This window comes from Streptomyces sp. G5(2025) (assembly GCF_049542075.1).
Classification (GTDB): Bacteria; Actinomycetota; Actinomycetes; order Streptomycetales; family Streptomycetaceae; genus Streptomyces.
Genome location: NZ_JBMUZT010000006.1, coordinates 1,969,704 through 1,989,588, shown reverse-complemented (window position 1 = coordinate 1,989,588; position 19,885 = coordinate 1,969,704). Strand labels below are relative to the sequence as shown.

The window sequence follows — 19,885 nt, the reverse complement described above, 5'->3', positions numbered from 1 at the left end:
GAGGGGCCCGGACACTCCGTCAGGAGAGTCCGGGCCCCTCGGCGTGTCGCGCTTGACACCCGGACGGGTCACTCACCGCGCCGGACCGGGTCAACGTCCATACCGTGAGTTCATGAGCCACTCACCGCGAATCCGCACGGTACTGAGCTGCACGACGCTGGTGGCCGCCCTCGGCGCGGGGGCCACGGCATGCGGCTCCGACGGCCACCCGCTCTCGGCGAAGCCGTACGACGCGGCCGGCCACGTCGCCTTCAACGGCCCTGTGGGCAGCAAGAAGGCGGATCCGGACAAGCCCCTGGAAGTCACCGCACAGGGCGACGACGCGCGTATCACCGATGTGACGGCGACGGACGCGATGGGGCGGTACCTGGCGGGCGAGCTCTCCGCCGACGGCTCCCGGTGGCACAGCACCGCGCCGCTGGCGGCCGGCGCCCACTACACGGTGCGAGTGAGCACGGAGGACGACGAGGGCTCACCGGGCCGCAAGGTCCTGACCTTCGACACCGGCGCCCCCGCGAAGAAGAAGCGGCTGAAGGTCACCTTCGGCCCCGAGGCGGGCAAGTACGGCGTGGGACAGCCTGTCACGGCCACGCTCAGCGCCCCGGTGAAGGACAAGGCGGCCAGGGCGACCGTCGAACGCTCCCTGAAGGTGCGCTCGGTGCCCGCGGCCGAGGGCGCCTGGCACTGGGTGGACAGCGAGACGCTGCACTACCGCCCCAAGGAGTACTGGCCCACCCACGCCACGGTCAACGTCTCCAGCAACCTGGAGGGCATCAAGGTCGGCGACAGGCTCTGGGGCGCCGAGACCAAGCCGCTGAAGTTCACCACCGGCGACCGGATCGAGGCCGTGACGGACGCCTCGTCCCACTGGATGACGGTCTACCGCAACGGCGAGGAGATCAACTCGATCCCGGTGACCACGGGCAAGCCCGGCTACTCCACCCGCAACGGCGTCAAGGTCGTGCTCGGCAAGGAGTACTCCGTACGCATGACCAGTGCGAGCATCGGCGCCTCCGACTTCTACGACAAGCAGGTCTACTACGCGACGCGCGTCACCGACTCCGGCGAGTACGTGCACGCCGCGCCCTGGTCGGTCGGTTCACAGGGCTACGCCAACACCAGCCACGGCTGCACCGGCATGAGCACGGGCAACGCCGCCTGGTTCTACGAGACCGTGCGGCAGGGCGACCTGGTGAAGGTGATCAACAGCGCGGGCGAGGACATGCCGACGTTCGGCAACGGCCTCGGCGACTGGAACATGAGCTGGAAGACGTGGCGCAAGGGCAGCGCGCTGCTCGCCGGCACCAAGGAAGGCCGCGACGCGGCGGCCGACGCGGCCCGGCTGCGGCCACAGGTCTAGCGACGCGCCGAACGGCACGGCTGAGCGGCACTGAACGGCACAGAACGGCGCACAGGGCCCTGCGCCGAGGCGCCGGGCCCTCTGTGGCGCGCCACGGGATCCGTTCAGGCCTCGACGGCCTGCGTGCTGCGCAGCAGGGCGGCCAGGGCGTCCGCGAACTCCACCGGGTCGACCGGAAGGGTCACCGCCGCTTCCGCGCGGCTCCAGGTGGCCAGCCAGGCGTCCTGAGGGCGCCCGATGAGCAGCAGCACCGGCGGCGCGCGGAAGATCTCGTCCTTGATCTGGCGGCACACGCCCATGCCGCCCGCGGGCTTCGCCTCGCCGTCGAGCACGCAGACGTCGATGCCGCCCTTGTCCAACTCCTTGAGCACGGCCGGCAGGGTCGCGCACTCGATGAACTCGACCTCGGGAACGTCCGTCGCCGGCCTGCGCCCGGTGGCCAACCGGACCTGCTCGCGGGTGCTCGCGTTGTCGCTGTAGACCAGCACCGTGGCGGTCGGCTGCATTGTTCCTCCAGATCATCGGGAACCGATGCGCGGATGCTACTCCTCCCGACACCCCGTCAACAGCGGTTCGGACAGGCCTCCGATGGGCCATACGGGCAGGACACACCCCACAGACACTCCGAACAGCACCCCCCGAGGTGAGGGCGGGATAAGCGACCGACATAATGTCGGTCGTGGCGACAGCAACGACAGTAGATACCGGGCACGCGCACCCGCCGGTCAATCGACCGAACCTCACCAGCGTCGGAACCATCATCTGGCTGAGTTCCGAGCTGATGTTCTTCGCGGCCCTCTTCGCGATGTACTTCACCCTGCGATCGGTGACAGGTCCTGATCACTGGAAGGAAATGGCCTCGGCCCTTAACTTCCCGTTCTCGGCGACGAACACCACGATCCTGGTGCTCTCCTCTCTCACGTGTCAGCTCGGCGTGTTCGCCGCTGAGCGTGGCGACGTGAAGAAGCTCCGGATGTGGTTCATCGTCACCTTCATCATGGGTGCGATCTTCATCGGCGGTCAGGTGTACGAGTACACCGAGCTGGTCAAGCACGAGGGCCTCTCGCTCTCGTCCGACCCCTACGGCTCGGTCTTCTACCTGACCACCGGCTTCCACGGACTGCATGTGACAGGCGGCCTGATCGCCTTCCTGCTGGTCCTGGGCCGCACCTACGCGGCCAGGAAGTTCACCCATGAACAGGCGACCGCAGCCATCGTCGTGTCCTACTACTGGCACTTCGTCGATGTGGTCTGGATCGGCCTCTTCGCCACGATCTACATGATCAAGTAATCGGCGGGGTCGCTCACGCGACGTACCGACATATTCCAGAAGCATCGACGCAGAAGATCCTGACACCGGGGTAATCCGTGAAAAAGCTCTCCGCACGACGACGCCATCCGCTGGCGGCGGTCGTCGTCCTACTCCTCGCGCTGGCGGCCACCGGGGGGCTGTACGCCGCGTTCGCGCCGGCGGACAAGGCGCAAGCCGATGAAACCGCCCAGTCCCTCGCCATCGACGAGGGCAAGAAGCTCTACGCCGTGGGCTGCTCCAGCTGCCACGGAACCGGCGGTCAGGGGTCCTCCGACGGTCCGCCGCTGACGGGCGTGGGCGCCGCGGCGGTCGACTTCCAGGTCGGCACCGGGCGCATGCCGCTCCAGCAGCAGGGTGCCCAGGCGCCCAAGAAGAAGGTCATTTACACCCAGGCCCAGATCGACCAGCTGGCGGCGTACGTCGCCTCGCTCGGCGCCGGTCCCTCGGTCCCGACCGAGAAGCAGTACAGCCCGGACGGGGCGGACATCGCCAAGGGTGGCGAGCTGTTCCGCACCAACTGCGCCCAGTGCCACAACTTCACCGGTGAAGGTGGCGCGCTGACGCACGGCAAGTTCGCGCCGTCGCTCGAGGATGTCTCTCCGAAGCACATCTACGAGGCCATGCAGACCGGCCCGCAGAACATGCCGTCCTTCCCCGACACCACGATGCCGGAGAAGGAGAAGAAGGAAATCATCGCGTACCTCGACGCGGTCAACGGCGAGAAGACCCAGAGCCCTGGTGGTCTCAAGCTGGGTGGTCTGGGCCCGGTCAGTGAAGGCCTCTTCGGCTGGATCTTCGGTCTCGGCTCGCTGATCGCGGTCGCCGTGTGGGTCGCCGCTCGGACCGCAAAGGCCAAGAAGTCATGAGTAGCCAAGAGATTCCAGAAGAGAACCTGCCCACCAAGCAGGTGACCGAGCCCGCGCACGGCTCGGTGGCGGTCGCGGACGACAACCCGTTCGCCGACCCGGGCCTTCCGCCCCACCAGCACCGCATCCAGGACATCGACGAGAAGGCCGCCCGGCGCTCCGAGCGTGCGATCGCGTTCATGTTCACGCTGTCCATGCTGGCCACCGTCGGCTTCATCGCCTCGTTCGTGGCCATCCCGGCGGACAAGAGCATCTTCGTCTGGCCGATCGGGCACATCAGCGGCCTGAACTTCGCCCTGGGGCTGACCCTGGGTCTCGCGCTCTTCTGCATCGGCGCGGGCGCGGTCCACTGGGCCCGCACCCTGATGTCCGACGTGGAGGTCGCCGACGAGCGGCACGCGATCGAGGCCGAGCCCGAGGTCAGGGCCAAGGTCATGGCCGACTTCCGGGCCGGTGCCGAGGAGTCGCAGTTCGGTCGGCGCAAGCTGATCCGCAACACGATGTTCGGTGCGCTCGCCCTGGTCCCGCTCTCCGGCGTCGTCCTCCTGCGCGACCTCGGTCCGCTGCCCGAGGACAAGCTCCGGCACACCAAGTGGGCCAAGGGCAAGAAGCTCGTCAACATGAACACGCACGAGCCGCTGCGTCCCTCGGACGTACAGGTCGGTTCGCTCACGTTCGCCATGCCCGACGGCATGTCGGAGCACGACCACGACTTCCAGACCCAGATCGCCAAGGCCGCCCTGATGATCGTCCGGATCCAGCCGGAGGACATCAAGGACAAGCGCGAGCTCGCGTGGTCGCACGAAGGCATCGTGGCGTACTCCAAGATCTGCACCCACGTGGGTTGCCCGATCTCCCTGTACGAGCAGCAGACGCACCACGTCCTCTGCCCGTGCCACCAGTCCACCTTCGACCTCTCCGACGGTGCCCGAGTGATCTTCGGCCCCGCTGGTCACGCCCTGCCGCAGCTGCGCATCGGTGTGAACGAGGAGGGCTACCTCGAGGCGCTCGGCGACTTCGAAGAGCCCGTCGGTCCTGCCTTCTTCGAGAGGGGCTGACCTGATGAGCAGCGACAACAAGAAGAAGGCACCCGCCGGCGAGCGGGTGGCCGACTGGGCCGACGGCCGTCTTGGGATCTACTCCCTGGCCAAGGCCAACATGCGCAAGATCTTCCCGGACCACTGGTCCTTCATGCTCGGCGAGATCTGCATGTACAGCTTCATCATCATCATCCTGACGGGTGTGTATCTGACGCTGTTCTTCCACCCGTCGATGAACGAGGTGGAGTACCACGGCAGCTACGTCCCGCTCCAGGGACAGCTGATGTCCGAGGCGTTCAACTCGACCATGCACATCTCCTTCGATGTGCGCGGTGGTCTGCTGATCCGGCAGATCCACCACTGGGCGGCGCTGATCTTCATCGCGGGCATGTTCGTGCACATGATGCGCGTGTTCTTCACGGGCGCCTTCCGCAAGCCGCGTGAGGTCAACTGGCTGTTCGGCTTCCTGCTGTTCGTCCTCGGCATGTTCACCGGCTTCACCGGTTACTCGCTCCCGGACGACCTGCTCTCCGGCACCGGTGTCCGCTTCATGCAGGGCGCGATCCTGTCCGTCCCGGTCATCGGCACGTACCTGTCGATGTTCCTGTTCGGCGGGGAGTTCCCGGGCGGCGACTTCGTCGCGCGGTTCTACTCGGTGCACATCCTGCTGCTGCCGGGCATCATGCTGGGCCTGATGGTGGCGCACCTGATCCTGGTCTTCTACCACAAGCACACGCAGTTCGCGGGCCCCGGCAAGACCAACAAGAACGTCGTCGGCATGCCGCTGCTGCCCGTGTACATGGCCAAGGCCGGAGGCTTCTTCTTCCTGGTCTTCGGTGTCATCGCGGCCATCTCGGCGATCGCCTCGATCAACCCGATCTGGGCCATCGGCCCCTACCGTCCGGACCAGGTGTCCACCGGCGCCCAGCCCGACTGGTACATGGGCTTCGCCGAGGGTCTGATCCGTGTCATGCCGGGCTGGGAGATCAACCTCTGGGGTCACACGCTGGTTCTCGGCGTCTTCATCCCGCTGGTCATCTTCCCGCTGATGCTCGCGGCGATCGCGGTCTACCCGTTCATCGAGTCCTGGGTCACCGGGGACAAGCGCGAGCACCACATCCTGGACCGCCCGCGCAACGCCCCGACCCGTACGGCCTTCGGTGTCGCGTGGGTCACCGCGTACATGATCATGCTGCTCGGTGGCGGCAACGACATCTTCGCCACGCACTTCCACCTGTCGCTGAACGCGATCACCTGGTTCGTCCGGATCTTCTTCTTCGTCGGACCGGTCATCGCCTTCATCATCACCAAGCGGATCTGCCTGGGCCTCCAGCGGCGCGACAGGGACAAGGTGCTGCACGGCCGCGAGTCGGGCATCATCAAGCGCCTGCCGCACGGTGAGTTCATCGAGATCCACGAGCCGCTCGACCAGGGGCAGCTGCACACGCTCACCTCGCACGAGCAGTACAAGCCGCTCGACATCGGCCCGACGGTCGACGAGAACGGCGTCGAGCGCAAGGTGACCGGTTCGCAGAAGCTCAGGGCCAAGCTGTCCAAGGGCTACTACGGGGAGGACAACCAGATCCCCAAGCCCACCGCCGAGGAGTACAAGGAGATCACCAGCGGCCACGGCCACCACTGATCACCTGAGGCTCGACGAGCCCTGACCTCCCCATGGTCGCCACGGCGAGAGCCCCGTCCAGTGCATGGACGGGGCTCTTTGCCGTCCCGGCGGCTGGATAGGGTGGACCCACCCGACGTGTCGGGCACTTTCCTCCGTGACAGACGAACACCAGGAGCGGCCATGAGCGCTGTGACCCCCGCAGGAGGCACTACCGCGGCGGGCCGTTCCTGGCCCGACGTACTGAACAGCCTGCTCGACGGGCGCGACCAGAGCGCCGACGACACGGCCTGGGCCATGGACCGCATCATGCGCGGCGAGGCCACCGACGCGCAGATCGCGGGGTTCGTCGTGGCGCTGCGGGCCAAGGGCGAGACCGTGGAGGAGATCTCCGGTCTCGTACGGGCCATGTACGAGCACGCCAACGTGATCGAGGTGCCGGGCGAGACGGTCGACATCGTCGGCACCGGCGGTGACGGCGCCAAGACCGTCAACATCTCCACGATGTCCGCGATCGTCATCGCGGGCACCGGCGCGAGGGTCGTCAAGCACGGCAACCGCGCCGCGTCCTCGGCCAGCGGGGCGTCAGACGTGCTGGAGAAGCTCGGAGTCAACCTCCAGCTCACCCCGGAGCGGGTCGTCGAGGTCGCGCGGGAGGCGGGCATCACCTTCTGCTTCGCCGTGAAGTTCCACCCCGCGCTGCGGCACGCGGGCGCCGCGCGCAGCCAGTTGGGCATCCGGACCGTCTTCAACCTCCTCGGCCCGCTCACCAACCCGGCCAAGGTGCGGGCCCAGGCGGTCGGGGTCGCCGACGCCCGGCTGGCCCCCATCGTGGCCGGCGTCTTCGCCGAGCGGGGAACTCCTCCCTCGTCTTCCGCGGCGACGACGGCCTCGACGAGCTGACGACCACGGCCACCTCGCGGGTGTGGGTCGTACGGGACGGCGCGGTGCGCGAGGAGGCCTTCGACCCCCGTGACGTCGGGATCGACCTGGTGCCCGTCGAAGCCCTGCGGGGCGCCGACGCCTCGTACAACGCCGAGGTCGCCCGGCGGCTGCTCGACGGCGAGAGCGGGCCGGTGCGCGACGCCGTGCTGCTGAACTCCGCCGCTGCGCTGGTCGCCCTCGCCCCGACCGACGAGCCGCTCGCCGACCAGCTCCGCGCGGGCATGGCGCGCGCGGCCCACTCGATCGACTCCGGTGCCGCGAAGCAGGCTTTGGAGCGGTGGGTGGCGGCCAGCAACCGCTGACCGTCCCGCCCATCTCCCGCTCACCCGTGTGACGCACGGCGCAGTCCAGAATCCGGACTGCGCCTTGCGCGTCGAAGGTCGTGTGGCAAGATGCTGGGCAGGTCATGAGTGACAGCGACTACGGCCCCGGCCCGCTGTCCGGCAACCCTCCGTCCGTGGCGGGGTGCCCCGGGTGAAGACCAGGCCGTACGCAGCAAGGCGTATGGCAAGCGCGGACCCCTGGACATCGGTGAATGTCACAGCCCTGGGGTCCTGGTCCTCAAGGGAGCAGTCTCGTGAGCAAGCGAATGTGTTAGGGCCTCGGCGCCCCTTTTCCGCACACCTTCTTCTCTTCACTTCATCACTGCGCCGCCGTAGCCGTAGCCGGGCCGTATCCCGCGCCGTACGCGCCTTGCCGCAGTGAACTCACCTGCCTCTTACGGGAGTTCGCCATGTCCGTTTCCGCTGTTCCCGCCGTTGCCGCCGACTCGTCCGTCTGTGCCCCGCTCGCCGTCCTCGGCCGGGACGTCACCGTGCCGCTGGTCACCGGCGGCGAGGTGACGTACGCCGCGCTCGACTACGCGGCGAGCGCCCCCGCGCTCCAGCGGGTCTGGGACGACGTGGCCGCGTACGCCCCCTACTACGGCAGCGTGCACCGCGGCGCAGGGTACCTCTCGCAGCTCTCCACCGACCTCTTCGAGAACTCCCGCACGACCGTCGCCGAGTTCCTCGACTGCCGCGAGGGCGACCAGGTCGTCTTCACGCGGTCCACCACCGACTCGCTCAACCTGCTCGCCGCCGCCCTGCCCGCCGACTGTCAGGTCTTCGTCTTCGAGACCGAGCACCACGCCTCGCTCCTGCCGTGGCGGGACGCCCGCGTCACCTACCTCAACGCCCCGCGCACGCCCGACGAGGCCGTGCACACGCTGGAGCGCGCCCTCGCCGACCGCGACCCCTATGGGCCGGCCCTGGTCTGCGTCACCGGCGCCTCGAACGTCACGGGTGAGCTGTGGCCGGTGCGGGAGCTGGCCGCCGCCGCGCACGCGCACGGTGCGCGGATCGTGCTCGACGCCGCACAGCTCGCGCCCCACCACCGGGTGTCCGTAAGGGAGTTGGACGTCGACTGGGTCGCCTTCTCCGGGCACAAGCTGTACGCGCCCTTCGGCTCGGGCGTGCTCGCGGGCCGCTCCGACTGGCTGCGGGCGGCCGAGCCCTACCTCGCGGGCGGCGGCGCCTCGCGGAAGGTGACGCGACGCCCCAAGGAAGCAGGCGGCGGCGTGGACGTGGAGTGGCACGACAGCGCCGCCCGGCACGAGGCCGGGTCGCCGAACGTCATCGGCGTCTACTCCATCGCCTCCGCCTGCAAGGCGCTCACCGAGGCCGGGTTCGAGGAGCTGGTGGCCCGCGAGCGGTACCTGATCAGCAAGGTGCGTGAGGGGCTCGCCGAGGTGCCCGCCGTGCGGGTGCTCTCCCTCTTCGGTGACGACGCGCCGCGCGTCGGCGTCATCTCCTTCGTCGTGGACGGCTGGAACAGCTCGCACTTCGCCGCCGCGCTCTCCGCCGAGTACGGCATCGGCGTACGCGATGGCCTCTTCTGCGCCCACCCGCTGGTGCGCACCCTGCTCGGCGGTGAGCCCGACGAGCCCGGTGAGTGCGGCGCCCCCGAGGCCGCGCCCGGCGAGAAGTCGCTGAACGCGATCCGCGTGAGCTTCGGCGCGGGCACCCCCGACGAGCACGTCGAGCGGTTCGTGCGCGCCGTCAAGGAGCTGGTGGCCCACGGCGCGCGGTGGAACTACCGCACGGAAGACGGTCGTTGCGTGCCCGACACCAGCGCCGCCGCCTGACCGGCCGGCAGCCGTGACCCCAGCTGGATCATCCGCAGGGCCCGCTCGGTCGCGTCGGTGAGGAACTCGCCGCCCCGGCCGAGCGCCTCGGTCAGCGAGACCGGGGCGGGCAGGATCGCGCTGTAGGCGTCCACGCCCAGCGAGCGCACGGAGTGGGCGCCGACGCCGATCGTGCCCGCGAGGACCAGGACCGGGCGGCCGGCCCGCTTCGCGCGGTGGGCCACCTCGGCGGGGACCTTCCCGTACCGCGTCTGGTAGTCCAAGGCGCCCTCGGCGGTGACGACCAGGTCGGCGCGGGCCAGGCGGGCGTCCAGGTCCAGCCGGTCGAGCAGCACGTCGAAGCGGGGCAGGAGGCGGGCGCCGAGCGCGGCGAGACCGGCACCGAGGCCGCCCGACGCGCCCGTGCCGGGACCGCCGAAGAGGTCGGCGGTGACGCGCAGGTCGCACGTGAGGACGTACGCCCAGTGCTCCAGAGCCGCGGCCAGCTCCTCGGCCTGTGCGGGCGTGGCGCCCTTCTGGGGGCCGAAGACGCGGGCGACACCGCGCTCGCCGCACAGGACGTTGAAGGGGTTGCAGGCCACGCGGATCTCGGTGTCCGCGAGGCGGGGGTCGAGGCCGCTCGCGTCGATGCGGCACAGCCGCTTCAACACCCGCCCGCCACGCGGGAGTTCACGGCTCTCAGCGTCCAGCAGGCGGGCACCGAGGGCCTGGAGGGCGCCCGCGCCGCCGTCCGAGGTGCCCGAGTCGCCGCAGCCGACCAGGATGCGGCGGGCGCCCGCGTCGAGGGCGGCGCGGATCAGCTCGCCGACGCCGTACGTGGTGGTGGCGCCCGGGTCGCGCAGCTCGCGGGGGACCAGCGAGAGCCCGGCCACGGCCGCCATCTCGACGACCGCCGTGCCGTCGGGCAGCAGCGCGAAGTGGGTGCCGATCGGCTGGCCGACCGGTCCGGTGGCGGGCAGCGCGACGAGACGGCCGCCGTGTGCCGTGGCCAGCGCGCGGGCCGTGCCCTCGCCGCCGTCCACGAGCGGGATCAGATCGGTCTCGGCGTGCGGGACGACACGGCGTACGCCCGCCGCGATGGCCTCGGCGGCGGCGGGCGCGGACAGGGACTCCTTGAAGCCGCTGGGGGCGATGGCGAAACGGGTCAGCATGAGGGTCTCCTCGGCAGCGGGGGAACAGGCGGTCAGCGGACGGGGACGCCGAGCAGGGGCCAGAGCGTCACGGCGAAGAGCAGGACGAGCGCGGCGGTCAGCGGTGCCAGGACCGCGGAGAGGCGCAGCAGGTCGCGCGGGGTGTAGGTGGGAGTGCCGGGGATGTCGGCGTAGAGCGTGACCGGCTTGGCGGAGGCGGGCAGCGTGTGGCAGAAGCCCGCGGCCGCCGTGGAGGCGAGGGCGGCGGCGACCGGGTTGACGCCCGCGCCGGCGGCCGCCGCGACGACCAGCGGGACCAGGACCGAGGAGCGCGCCGAGCGGGACTGGAGGACCAGGTGCGCGGCCGTGCTGACCGTGACGACGGCGGTGAGGAACAGCCACGGCGGCAGATCCAGGGGCAACCCGCCGACCAGCCACTTCGCCGCCCCGGAGTCGGCGAGCGCGACGCCCATCGCCATGGTGGCCGCCATGAACAGCAGCAGCGCCCAGGGCACGGTCTTCAGGGCGTCCTTGAGCCCTACGGTGCCCAGTGCGGGGGAGGCCGCGACGACCGCGCCGATCAACGCCACGACGGCGGGCGGGACTTGGTGCAGCGGCTCGCTGCACCAGAGCGCGACGACCGTGGCGAGCAGCAGGGCGCAGCGCGTCTCGGCGGGCTCCCAGGGGCCGGTCACCGGCTGCTCGCTGTGCTCCTGGAGCTGGTCGAGGGTGATGTGGACCGGGCCCTTGCGGTCGGCGCGCCGGGTGGTCGTCAACAGCACGGCCTCGGCGGCCAGATGGGAGGACGCCAGGGCGAGCGGCAGTCCGAGCAGCAGCCACTGCGTGAAGCCGATCCGCTCACCGGTCGCCTCCCACAGCACCGACACGGTGATCAGATGCGCGCCCGCGCCGATCAGGGTCGCCACCGCGGAGAGCAGGATGACGGTGGGGAAGAGCAGCGCCAGCATCACCACGAGCCGCCTGCGCTCGGCGAGGACCTTGGCGAGCGCGAGGAAGACGGGCAGCGCGAGCGCGGCGCGCCCCGAGGTGGCCGGCACCGCGAAGGCCGTCACGACCAGGGCGGCGGTCGTCAGGTGGGTCAACTGCCGTACGCCGCGCGCCCCGCTGACGAGGAAGGCCGCGGCCCGTCCGGCGAGTCCGGTGCGCGCGACGGCGGCGGCGAGCACGAACGCGCAGATCAGCAGCCACACCGTCGCGTCGCCGAGAGTGCCGAAGAGGGTGTCGCTGCTGATCACGCCGGTCGCGGTGAGGGCGAGGCCCGCGCCGAGCGCGATGTACGTGTCGTCGATCGGCGTGCTGATCCAGGCGCAGGTCGCGAGCGCGAAGACGGCCAGGGTGAGGCGGGCGTCGCCGCTCAGCCCCGGGAAGTTGCCGGGGACGACCAGCAGCGCGCAGAGGCTGAGTGCCGCGCAGAGAGTCACGGCTTGACGCGGGTTCACGGTCACGCCGTTCAGCGTGGTGCGCCGCCGTGAGCCTTCGATGAGCCGTTGATGAAGGAAACTTCACCGGCCGTCAGGGTGACCGGGCGGGGGGTGTCACACGGGGAGCCGGTACCCCATCCCGCGCACCGTCTCCACCCGCCGCGAGCCCAGCTTCTTGCGCAGCGAGCGCACGTACACGTCCACGATGTTGGAGCCCGGGTCGAAGTCGTAGCCCCACACGTGGGAGAGGATCTGCTCCCGCGAGAGCACCTGCCCGGGGTGGCGCAGGAACAGTTCGAGCAGCACGAACTCACGGGCCGTCAGGTCCACCGTCCGCTGGTCCGAACGGGCCCTGCGCGTCCGCAGGTCCAGGCTCAGCCCGCCGCTGCGCAGCACGGTCACCTCGGGCGCCCGAGCCGCCGTACGCAGCCGCAGCCGGACGCGCGCGAGCAGCTCCTCGAAGCGGAACGGCTTGGTCATCCAGTCGTCGGCGCCGCCCTCCAGGCCCGCCACCGTGTCCCGTACCGAGTCGCTCGCCGTCAGCACGATGACGGGTGTGCTCACCCGGGCCTCGCGCAGCTCACGCAGGATTGTGAAGCCGTCCTTGCCGGGCAGCCCGATGTCCAGCACGATCAGGTCGAAGCCGCCGGTCACGGCGTAGTCGTGGGCGCTCTCGCCGTCGCCGACCACGGTGGTGGTGAAGCCGTTCGCGCGCAGGCCCTTCTCGACGAAGGAGGCGATGCGCTCCTCGTCCTCGACGATCAGAATGCGGTTCACGGGTGGGCCGCCCCTTCCGGCTGTGGCTGCACGAGGACGAAGGTGGCGCCACCGCCGTCCGTCGGGCGCAGTTCGACGCGCCCGCCGTGGCTCTCGGCGATGGCTTTCACGATGGCGAGGCCGAGTCCGGCCCCGGTGGCGCGCGTGCCGCGCCGGGCGGTGCCGCGGCGGAACCGCTCGAAGATGACCTCGGCGTCCTGTGGCTGCACCCCGGGCCCGCTGTCGGCGACGTACAGCTCGATGTGTCCCGCGCGCAGGCGCGACCCTATGCTGACGCGCCGGCCGGGCACGGTGTGCTGGACGGCGTTCTGCGCCAGCTGCACCATCGCCTGGGTGACGCGCTGGGCGTCGAGGTCGGCCTCGGCGTCGGCGACCTCGGCGAGGTGCCAGTCGCGGTCGCCGAGCGCCCGGGCCTTGACGAAGACGTCCGCGGTCAGCTCCGCGAGCTGGACCGGCTCGGGGGTGACGAAGTCGGGGCGCTCGGCCTTGGCGAGCAGCAGCAGGTCCTCGACGATGCGGCTCATCCGGTCCAGCTCCTCGGTGACGATGCGGACCGTCTCCTCGCGCTCCGCCGGATCGTCCCCCATCAGCTCCAGGTGGCCGCGGACGATGGTGATGGGCGTGCGCAGCTCGTGCCCGGCGTCGTCGACGAACTCGCGCTGCGCGGCGAAGGCCCGCTCAAGGCGGTCCAGCATGCCGTTGAAGGTCTCGGCGAGGGCCGCGATGTCGTCCCGCCCCTGCACCGGGATGCGCTGGGTCAGATCCTGCTCGGTGAGGTGCGCCGCGGTCGTGCGCACCAGCCGTACCGGCTTGAGGATGCGGCCCGCGACCGCCCAGCCGATGCCGGTCGTCATCAGCAGCGCGACGCCGGAGATGGCCAGCAGCATGGCGAACACGTCGTCCGCCTTGGCCTGTTCACGGGCGGGGTGGAAGGCCACGACGAACGCCGCTTCCGGATGCGTCGCGCTCGCCTCGACCACCACCTTCGCCCAGCGGACCTCACCCTCGGGGCGGTGCAGTCTGCCGGTGGCGTCGCGGGAGCCGAAGACGGCCGTCAGCGAGGCGGGGTCCTCGGCGAGCGGGTGGTCGATCCGCAGTTCGCGGGCCTGCTCCTTCTTGGCGGGCGCCGTGCCCTTGCGGCCGATCAGCCCGAGGAGTTCCTCGTCGGGGTCGGCGTACTGCCGGGAGAGGAAGAGCCGCAGGAGCGGGTCGGCGTCGGTGAACTTCTCGCCCGTGTGCGGGTCGACACCTTCGTGTACGAAGTTGGTGAACTCCCCGGTCTCCTGCGCCAGGAGGCGGTCGATCCGGTGGTCCACATCGCGCAGCAGCACCGAACGCGTGGTGGCCGCGACGGCGGTGAGCGCGACGGCCATCACCACGAGCAGCCACAGCAGGATGCGGACGCGGGCGGAGATCCAGTGGCGCGGTCGTTCAGCCGTCGTCACCGGCGCCGTCGTCATCGTCGGCGGAGTCGTCGTTGTGCCGGCCGTCGTTGGCGTCGTTGCCGTCGTCGTCGTTGTCATCGCCCGGGGGATTCTCGTCGACCGGCGGCGGGGAGACCTTCTCGTCGCTGGGGGTGGGCCGGGGGCTCGGGGGGGCGCTGGGCTTCGCGGACGGCGAGCCGCTCTCCAGCTCCACCTTCGGCGGGGCCTTGGGCGGTTCGGGGTTGTCGGTCAGGGCGTAGCTGGTCACGGCGATGCCGAGCGGGATCGCCACGACGGCGGCCAGGGCGGCCATGCGGTGGGAGAAGACCATGAGAGGAAGGGTGGACGGGGCACCCCCTCATCCGGATGAGCCGCGGATGAAGAAACCCTCATCGAGGACCTTCATCGAGGACCTTCGCCGAGCCGCCCGGGCGTGCTACGAGTCGAGGCCGATCGCGAACGCCGCCTCCAGGTCGTGCTGCGAGTACGTGCGGAACGCCACGTGCGTGTCGGTCGCCTCCACGCCGGGGATCTTGCTGATCTTCCCGGGGATGACGTCCGCGAGGTCGTCGTGGCGCGCCACCCGCACCATCGCGATCAGGTCGTAGGTGCCCGTCACGGAGAAGACCTCACTGACGGAGTCGAGCGCGGCGATCGACTCGGCGATCTCCGGGATCCGGTCCACGCTGGTCTTGATGAGCACGATCGCGGTGATCACGGCTGACTGTCTCCCTCGGTGGCCGGTACTGCTGTGCCTTTCACTTTAACCTTCCGTACACACCACCCCCAGGCGTACAGGAACCCGAGCGAGAAGCCCACCAGATGCGCCAGGTACGCCACCCCGGTGCCCTTGCCGCCCTGCCCCGCCGCCAGCCACTGGAGCACCACCCAGAACGGCAGCACCACCCACGCGGGAAAGCGCAGCGGCAGGAAGAAGAGGAACGGGAAGAGGCTGGTGACCCGGGCCTTGGGGAAGAGATAGAGGAAGGCGCCGAGGACGGCGGAGATCGCCCCGGAGGCACCGACGAGCGTCTGGCCGGATCCCGCGTGCGCCGCGGCGTAGGCGAGCAGGGCCAGATAGCCGCAGGCGACGTAGAAGAGCGCGTAGTGGAGGTGCCCCATGCGTTCCTCGACCATGGCCCCGAAGACGTACAGGAACAGCAGGTTCCCGAGCAGATGCACCCAGCTGCCGTGCACGAACAGCGCGGTGAACGGGCCGAGGGCGGCGCGTGGGACGCCGCTGAACAGCTCGGCGGGCACCACGCCCCAGCGCTCGAAGTACGTCTGCTGCGCGGCCAGCAACTCGTCGCCGGTGCCGTAGGAGGGGTTGAGCCCGGACACGGGGGAGATCACGAAGATCAGGCAGCAGACGGCGATCAGTCCGTACGTCACCGGGGCCGACTGGCCCCTGAGCAGCCGGACCGCGTGCGTACCCTTTGCGTTGATCATGAACAGAGCATGACGTAACGGGCGCTACCCGCATAGACCGCCATGCCGCGACGGAGCCCGCCGCATCGTGAGCCGTGCAGGCCTTAGGGTTACGGGGCGATACGCACCACGGACAGAGCGCCGAAGCACCACGGTCACCGAAGAAAGCGAACAGCGACGATGACGGAACCCCTGCCGACGGACACCACCCGGTGGCGCTGCACGCTGTGCGGCAACCTCACGCGTTTCGACGTGACCCGCACGTCGAAGGTCGTCGAGTATGTGCATCTCGACCTCGCCGGTGAGGCGAACGTCGAGGAACGCGAGGTGGTCAGTGAGACCATCGAGTCGGTGCGCTGCCGCTGGTGCAACGCGGTGGACCAGGTGGAACTCGTGGACAGGCCGGGCACCGGCTCCTGAGGGAGCGGGCCCGCACAGCTAGTGGGGTGACGGATGGTGGAGAGCGCAGGCGGGGAGCCGGACGACGGCACCGCTGAGGTGCTCGACCGTCCGCTGCCCGACGGGGTGCGCCGACGGGTCGTGCAGATCGTCTCGGACGGCTTCGGTGGTCTGACCCCGGCTGAGCTTCCCGCCCAGCTGCGGCAGTACGCGCGCTTCACACCCACCCGGCGCGCGAAGTTCGCGGGCAACGCCATGGCCGCGGCACTGGAGGGCGACACGCTCTTCCGCCAGCGCATCGGCGAACGCCTGCGCGAGGCCCAGCCCGAGCTGGCCGGCGCGCTGGACGCGGGCGCGCCGCCCCCGGCCGCCGACCCCCTGGACGTGGCGGCCGCGGCCTATGTGCTGCGCCCCGCGGGCTGGGTGAAGCTGGTGGCCGCCGCGGGCGAGGAGGCCCAGCGGGCCGACGCCGAGCGCGCCGACGAGGAGACCAGGGCCGAGCTGGAGCGGCTGCGCGCGGAGCTGGCGGCGGCCCGCGGCCAGACCAGGGCGGAGACCGAGCGGCTGCGCGCGGAGCTCGAAGCGGCGCGCAGGGAGGCCGAATCGATGCACCGCAAGCTGCGCGGTGCGCTCAGCGACGTCAAGCGCGGGGAGGCGGCGCTGCGCAAGGCGGCCGCCGAGACCGAGGCCGTGCGCGCCGAGGGCCAGGCCCAGGTGTCCGCCGCCGAGAGCGAGGCGCGGCGGCTCAAGGCGCGCCTCGGCGAGACCGAGGCCGCGCTGGAGGCCAGCCGCAAGGCGGCGCGCGAGGGCCGCAGCGTCGAGGACATGCGGGTGCGGCTGCTGCTCGACACGGTCCTGGAGGCGGCCCAGGGGCTGCGGCGCGAACTGGCCCTGCCGCCCGTCTCCGTGCGGCCGGCCGAGACCGTCGACGCCGTGGAGCCCGGCCGGATGTCCCCGAAGGACATCGCCGCCCGCGCGCTGTCCGAGAACGACCCGGCGATCCTCGACCAGCTGCTGGCCCTGCCGCAGGCGCATCTGGTCGTCGACGGCTACAACGTCACCAAGACCGGCTATCCGACCATGCCGCTGGAGAAGCAGCGGCTGCGGCTGCTCGGCTCGCTCTCCCAGCTGGCCCTCCAGTCGGGCGCCGAGGTCACCTGCGTCTTCGACGGGGCGGAGCTGGCCGCTCCGGTGCTGCTCGCACCGCCGCGCGGGGTGCGGGTGCTCTTCTCCAAGCCGGGCGTCACCGCTGATGAGTTGATCCGCCAGCTGGTGCGCGCGGAGCCGCCGGGCCGGCCTGTGGTCGTCGTCTCGACCGACCGCGAGGTGGCTGACGGGGTCGCGAAGGCGGGGGCGCGGCCGGTGGCTTCGGTGGTGCTCCTGAAGCGGCTTTCGCGGAGCTAAAGGGGCTCCCGTAACTCCTGGGCCCTATGCCCGAATTGAGGGGACGTTGGCGCGACGTAGCGTCAGAAGATCATCACCGGCTGTGCGTTATCGGTAAAGAATGCGCTTGGCGACCGATTTTTTGCTGGTGTGATTTGAACTGATCACAAGAAGGTCACTAGGGTCAGCCCTCGAACCCCCGCTCGGTTGATCACCCATCCGGGGTGGCGGCGGTGGTACCCGCCCACCGCGTCCCGGTAGGCGGCCGGAGGAAGAAGGAGCCGCCCGCGTGGCGTCCCACCGTCGACCCAAGCAGCCGAGCCGCACTCGCGTGACCGTGCTCACCGCGACTGCCGCCGCTGCCGTCGCCCTCACCTCGCAGGGCGCCGCCCAGGCCGCGCCGAAGCCGGGCAAGGACGAGGTCAAGTCCAAGGTCGACAAGCTCTACGAGGACGCGGAGCGCGCCACCGACAAGTACAACGGCGCCAAGGAGAAGCAGAAGAAGCTGGAGAAGCAGATCGACGCTCTCCAGGACAAGGTCGCCGACGGCCAGGAGGACCTCAACGACCTGCGCGACGGCCTCGGCTCGCTGGCCAGCGCCCAGTACCGCTCCGGCGGCATAGACCCCTCCCTCCAGCTCTTCCTCTCCTCCGACCCGGACGACTACCTCGACAAGGCGTCCACCCTGGACCAGCTGAGCAGCCAGCAGGTCGACGCGCTCAAGAAGATCCAGAAGAAGCAGCGGGACCTCGCGCAGCAGCGCAAGGAGGCCGCGGGGAAGCTGGACGACCTCGCCGACACCCGCACGGAACTCGGCAAGAAGAAGCGCGAGGTCCAGGCCAAGCTCGGCGAGGCGCAGAAGCTCCTCAACACCCTGACGGCCAAGGAGAAGGCGGACCTGGCCGCCAAGGAGAAGCAGCGCGCGAGCCGTGCCGCCGACCGCGCCGCCGACAAGCCCGCGGACCTCGGCAAGGAGGCCCCCGCCTCCAGCCGCGGCGCCGCCGCCCTGAACGCCGCCGCCACCCAGCTCGGCAAGCCGTACGTCTCCGGCGGCACCGGCCCCAACTCCTACGACTGCTCCGGGCTGACCCAGTGGGCGTACGCCCAGGCCGACGTCTCCATCACCCGGACCACGTACACCCAGCAGAACGACGGCACCCGGATCGGCCGAGGAGAGCTGAAACCCGGCGACCTGGTGTTCTTCAACAACCTCGCGCACGTCGGCCTCTACGCGGGCAACGGCCAGGTGCTGCACGCCCCGAAGCCCGGCGCCGTGGTGCGCTACGAGGCCATGGAGTACCTGGGCGACTTCCAGTTCGGCGTCCGCGTCGCCTGACGTCAACCCACGGCCGACACCGTCCGAACGGGCGAATTCCGGCAACTCCCGCTGACCCCACGCCCCGCTGATGACCTGCGTCTGAGGCGGGGCGTCGGGCTGTCCGCACCCCTTTGGGTCGTTGGCCCCCGCCTGGCCGCACGGCTACTGTCGGCGCGCATTCCCCCGGACGACCGGGGGTTCGTCAGCAGAAGGGAGAGCGGCCACCCGTGGGGTTCCATCGCCGTCCCGCACAGCCCGGCATCGACCGCGGCGCGCGCGTCACCGTCCTCTCGGCGGCAGCGGTCACCGCGGCCGCCGCCCTCGGAGCCACGCCCGTCGGCGCCGCGCCGCAGGACAAGCCCTCCGAGGTCCGGGCCAAGGTGGACCGGCTGTACGAGCAGGCAGAGCAGGCGACCGAGGCGTTCAACGAGGCCGACGAGCGCGCGGACCGGCTGCGCGCCCAGGTCGAGCGGGCCCGGGACAGCGTCGCGCGGGGCCAGGAGCGGATCAACCGGATGCGTGGCGCGCTCGGTTCGCTCGCCGGGGCGCAGTACCGCGAGGGCGGCATCGACCCCTCGCTCCAGCTGATGCTCTCCTCCGACCCGGACGGCTACCTCGACAAGGCCATGACGCTGGATCGCGTCAGCGCCCGGCAGGCGGGGCAGCTCGCCGATCTGCGCCAGGCGCAGCGCGGCCTCGCGCAGCAGCGCACCGAGGCCGGGCGCAAGCTCTCCGAGCTGGAGAAGAGCCGCACGCTCGTCGCCCGCCACAAGCGCGCCGTCGAGCACAAGCTGGCGCAGGCCCGTCGGCTGCTCAACTCGCTGCCGACCGAGGAGCGCGACGCGTTCGAGAAGTCCTCGCGCTCCGGATCGCGCGCCGAACCGCCGGAGCCCACGGGAGCGGCCCCCTCCTCCTCGTCGCGGGCCGCCGCAGCCATCGCCGCCGCCCGCTCCGCCGTCGGCCGCCCCTACGTGTGGGGCGCCAACGGCCCCTCGGGCTTCGACTGTTCGGGCCTCACGCAATGGTCGTACGCCCAGGCCGGGGTCGGCCTGCCGCGCACCTCGCAGGCCCAGCGGTACGCCGGGCGGCAGGTGTCGCTGGCCGAGGCGCGGCCCGGCGACCTCGTCACCTACCGCGACGACGCCAGCCACATCGGGATGTACATGGGCAACGGCCAGGTGGTGCACGCCCCCTACCCCGGGGCGCAGGTCCGCTACGACCCCGTCGGCATGATGCCGGTCTCGTCCGTGACACGGGTCTGACCGGCACCGCCGCCGCCCCGTACGATCGGGAAGGTGGCTGGTCACAGACGTGG

Annotated in this window: 18 protein-coding genes, 1 pseudogene and 1 riboswitch; of the genes and pseudogenes, 11 read left to right on the top strand and 8 right to left on the bottom strand. The window is 70.7% G+C overall.

Features of this window, described 5'->3' with window-relative positions; genetic code table 11:
- Positions 1-112: 112 nt before the first annotated feature.
- Positions 113-1,360 (top strand): Ig-like domain-containing protein, encoded by a 1,248-nt coding sequence (locus tag ACOBQB_RS19885; RefSeq protein WP_423593492.1) that lies wholly within the window; start codon positions 113-115, stop codon positions 1,358-1,360.
- A gap of 104 nt (positions 1,361-1,464) precedes the next feature.
- On the opposite strand, the gene ACOBQB_RS19880 is transcribed toward ACOBQB_RS19885, so the two are convergent.
- Positions 1,465-1,866 carry a hypothetical protein gene (locus tag ACOBQB_RS19880; RefSeq protein ID WP_423593490.1) on the bottom strand — a complete coding sequence of 134 codons (402 nt, stop codon included), beginning with the start codon at positions 1,864-1,866 and terminating at the stop codon, positions 1,465-1,467.
- Positions 1,867-2,030: 164 nt separating this feature from the next.
- Between ACOBQB_RS19880 and ACOBQB_RS19875 the strand changes: the two genes are divergently transcribed.
- From ACOBQB_RS19875 to ACOBQB_RS19850, 6 genes and pseudogenes are all read left to right on the top strand, one after another.
- Positions 2,031-2,651, top strand: a complete 621-nt coding sequence (locus tag ACOBQB_RS19875; RefSeq protein WP_055550073.1) for a cytochrome c oxidase subunit 3 — start codon at positions 2,031-2,033, stop codon at positions 2,649-2,651.
- Positions 2,652-2,728: 77 nt separating this feature from the next.
- The gene (locus tag ACOBQB_RS19870) at positions 2,729-3,538 is read left to right on the top strand and encodes a c-type cytochrome (RefSeq protein ID WP_423593487.1); all 810 of its coding nucleotides are present in this window, start codon (positions 2,729-2,731) and stop codon (positions 3,536-3,538) included.
- A complete protein-coding gene (locus ACOBQB_RS19865) occupies positions 3,535-4,596 on the top strand; it encodes a Rieske 2Fe-2S domain-containing protein (RefSeq protein WP_423593485.1) in 1,062 nt (353 codons plus the stop codon). Before ACOBQB_RS19870 ends, ACOBQB_RS19865 begins: the two co-directional genes overlap by 4 nt.
- Positions 4,597-4,600: 4 nt before the next feature.
- A complete protein-coding gene (locus ACOBQB_RS19860) occupies positions 4,601-6,220 on the top strand; it encodes a cytochrome b (RefSeq protein ID WP_423593483.1) in 1,620 nt (539 codons plus the stop codon).
- A gap of 162 nt (positions 6,221-6,382) precedes the next feature.
- Positions 6,383-7,446, top strand: a pseudogene (trpD, locus tag ACOBQB_RS19855) (anthranilate phosphoribosyltransferase).
- Between the two features lie 100 nt (positions 7,447-7,546).
- A riboswitch (SAM riboswitch) is annotated at positions 7,547-7,664 on the top strand.
- A gap of 213 nt (positions 7,665-7,877) precedes the next feature.
- Positions 7,878-9,269 carry an aminotransferase class V-fold PLP-dependent enzyme gene (locus ACOBQB_RS19850; RefSeq protein WP_423593481.1) on the top strand — a complete coding sequence of 464 codons (1,392 nt, stop codon included), beginning with the start codon at positions 7,878-7,880 and terminating at the stop codon, positions 9,267-9,269.
- Here ACOBQB_RS19850 and ACOBQB_RS19845 read toward each other — a convergent pair.
- From ACOBQB_RS19845 to ACOBQB_RS19815, 7 genes are all read right to left on the bottom strand, one after another.
- Positions 9,218-10,420, bottom strand: coding sequence for a glycerate kinase (locus ACOBQB_RS19845; protein WP_423593479.1), 1,203 nt, complete (start codon positions 10,418-10,420; stop codon positions 9,218-9,220). The genes ACOBQB_RS19850 and ACOBQB_RS19845 overlap by 52 nt on opposite strands.
- A 32-nt stretch (positions 10,421-10,452) precedes the next feature.
- Positions 10,453-11,865: an SLC13 family permease gene (locus tag ACOBQB_RS19840; protein ID WP_423593477.1), complete on the bottom strand. Its 1,413-nt coding sequence runs from the start codon at positions 11,863-11,865 to the stop codon at positions 10,453-10,455.
- Between the two features lie 90 nt (positions 11,866-11,955).
- Positions 11,956-12,618 (bottom strand): response regulator transcription factor, encoded by a 663-nt coding sequence (locus ACOBQB_RS19835; protein WP_423593476.1) that lies wholly within the window; start codon positions 12,616-12,618, stop codon positions 11,956-11,958.
- Positions 12,615-14,078 carry an ATP-binding protein gene (locus ACOBQB_RS19830; RefSeq protein WP_423593474.1) on the bottom strand — a complete coding sequence of 488 codons (1,464 nt, stop codon included), beginning with the start codon at positions 14,076-14,078 and terminating at the stop codon, positions 12,615-12,617. The genes ACOBQB_RS19835 and ACOBQB_RS19830 overlap by 4 nt, the downstream gene beginning before the upstream one ends.
- Positions 14,050-14,373: a small secreted hydrophilic protein gene (locus ACOBQB_RS19825; protein ID WP_423593473.1), complete on the bottom strand. Its 324-nt coding sequence runs from the start codon at positions 14,371-14,373 to the stop codon at positions 14,050-14,052. The genes ACOBQB_RS19830 and ACOBQB_RS19825 overlap by 29 nt, the downstream gene beginning before the upstream one ends.
- A gap of 105 nt (positions 14,374-14,478) precedes the next feature.
- A complete protein-coding gene (locus tag ACOBQB_RS19820; RefSeq protein ID WP_100592167.1) occupies positions 14,479-14,760 on the bottom strand; it encodes an Lrp/AsnC family transcriptional regulator in 282 nt (93 codons plus the stop codon).
- Positions 14,757-15,491, bottom strand: a complete 735-nt coding sequence (locus tag ACOBQB_RS19815) for a rhomboid family intramembrane serine protease (protein WP_423593470.1) — start codon at positions 15,489-15,491, stop codon at positions 14,757-14,759. The genes ACOBQB_RS19820 and ACOBQB_RS19815 overlap by 4 nt, the downstream gene beginning before the upstream one ends.
- A gap of 159 nt (positions 15,492-15,650) precedes the next feature.
- On the opposite strand from ACOBQB_RS19815, the gene ACOBQB_RS19810 reads away from it, so the two are divergent.
- The 4 genes from ACOBQB_RS19810 (at position 15,651) to ACOBQB_RS19795 (ending at position 19,832) form a co-directional block, all read left to right on the top strand.
- Complete coding sequence (locus tag ACOBQB_RS19810; protein WP_423593469.1) at positions 15,651-15,890, top strand: hypothetical protein; 240 nt, start codon at positions 15,651-15,653, stop codon at positions 15,888-15,890.
- 33 nt (positions 15,891-15,923) lie between these two features.
- Complete coding sequence (locus ACOBQB_RS19805; protein WP_423593467.1) at positions 15,924-17,273, top strand: NYN domain-containing protein; 1,350 nt, start codon at positions 15,924-15,926, stop codon at positions 17,271-17,273.
- 268 nt (positions 17,274-17,541) lie between these two features.
- Positions 17,542-18,588 (top strand): NlpC/P60 family protein, encoded by a 1,047-nt coding sequence (locus ACOBQB_RS19800; RefSeq protein WP_423593465.1) that lies wholly within the window; start codon positions 17,542-17,544, stop codon positions 18,586-18,588.
- 209 nt (positions 18,589-18,797) lie between these two features.
- Positions 18,798-19,832 (top strand): NlpC/P60 family protein, encoded by a 1,035-nt coding sequence (locus ACOBQB_RS19795; RefSeq protein ID WP_423593463.1) that lies wholly within the window; start codon positions 18,798-18,800, stop codon positions 19,830-19,832.
- The last annotated feature ends 53 nt before the right edge of the window (positions 19,833-19,885 follow it).

Bases quoted from the DNA above. Each gene is read 5' to 3' on its own strand.
- ACOBQB_RS19850 (WP_423593481.1), top strand. From the start codon at position 7,878: ATGTCCGTTTCCGCTGTTCCCGCCGTTGCCGCCGACTCGTCCGTCTGT.
- ACOBQB_RS19860 (WP_423593483.1), top strand. From the start codon at position 4,601: ATGAGCAGCGACAACAAGAAGAAGGCACCCGCCGGCGAGCGGGTGGCC.
- ACOBQB_RS19825 (WP_423593473.1), bottom strand. From the start codon at position 14,373: ATGGTCTTCTCCCACCGCATGGCCGCCCTGGCCGCCGTCGTGGCGATC.
- ACOBQB_RS19815 (WP_423593470.1), bottom strand. From the start codon at position 15,491: ATGATCAACGCAAAGGGTACGCACGCGGTCCGGCTGCTCAGGGGCCAG.
- ACOBQB_RS19880 (WP_423593490.1), bottom strand. From the start codon at position 1,866: ATGCAGCCGACCGCCACGGTGCTGGTCTACAGCGACAACGCGAGCACC.
- ACOBQB_RS19885 (WP_423593492.1), top strand. From the start codon at position 113: ATGAGCCACTCACCGCGAATCCGCACGGTACTGAGCTGCACGACGCTG.
- ACOBQB_RS19830 (WP_423593474.1), bottom strand. From the start codon at position 14,078: ATGACGACGGCGCCGGTGACGACGGCTGAACGACCGCGCCACTGGATC.
- ACOBQB_RS19875 (WP_055550073.1), top strand. From the start codon at position 2,031: ATGTCGGTCGTGGCGACAGCAACGACAGTAGATACCGGGCACGCGCAC.
- ACOBQB_RS19865 (WP_423593485.1), top strand. From the start codon at position 3,535: ATGAGTAGCCAAGAGATTCCAGAAGAGAACCTGCCCACCAAGCAGGTG.
- ACOBQB_RS19805 (WP_423593467.1), top strand. From the start codon at position 15,924: ATGGTGGAGAGCGCAGGCGGGGAGCCGGACGACGGCACCGCTGAGGTG.
- ACOBQB_RS19845 (WP_423593479.1), bottom strand. From the start codon at position 10,420: ATGCTGACCCGTTTCGCCATCGCCCCCAGCGGCTTCAAGGAGTCCCTG.
- ACOBQB_RS19810 (WP_423593469.1), top strand. From the start codon at position 15,651: ATGACGGAACCCCTGCCGACGGACACCACCCGGTGGCGCTGCACGCTG.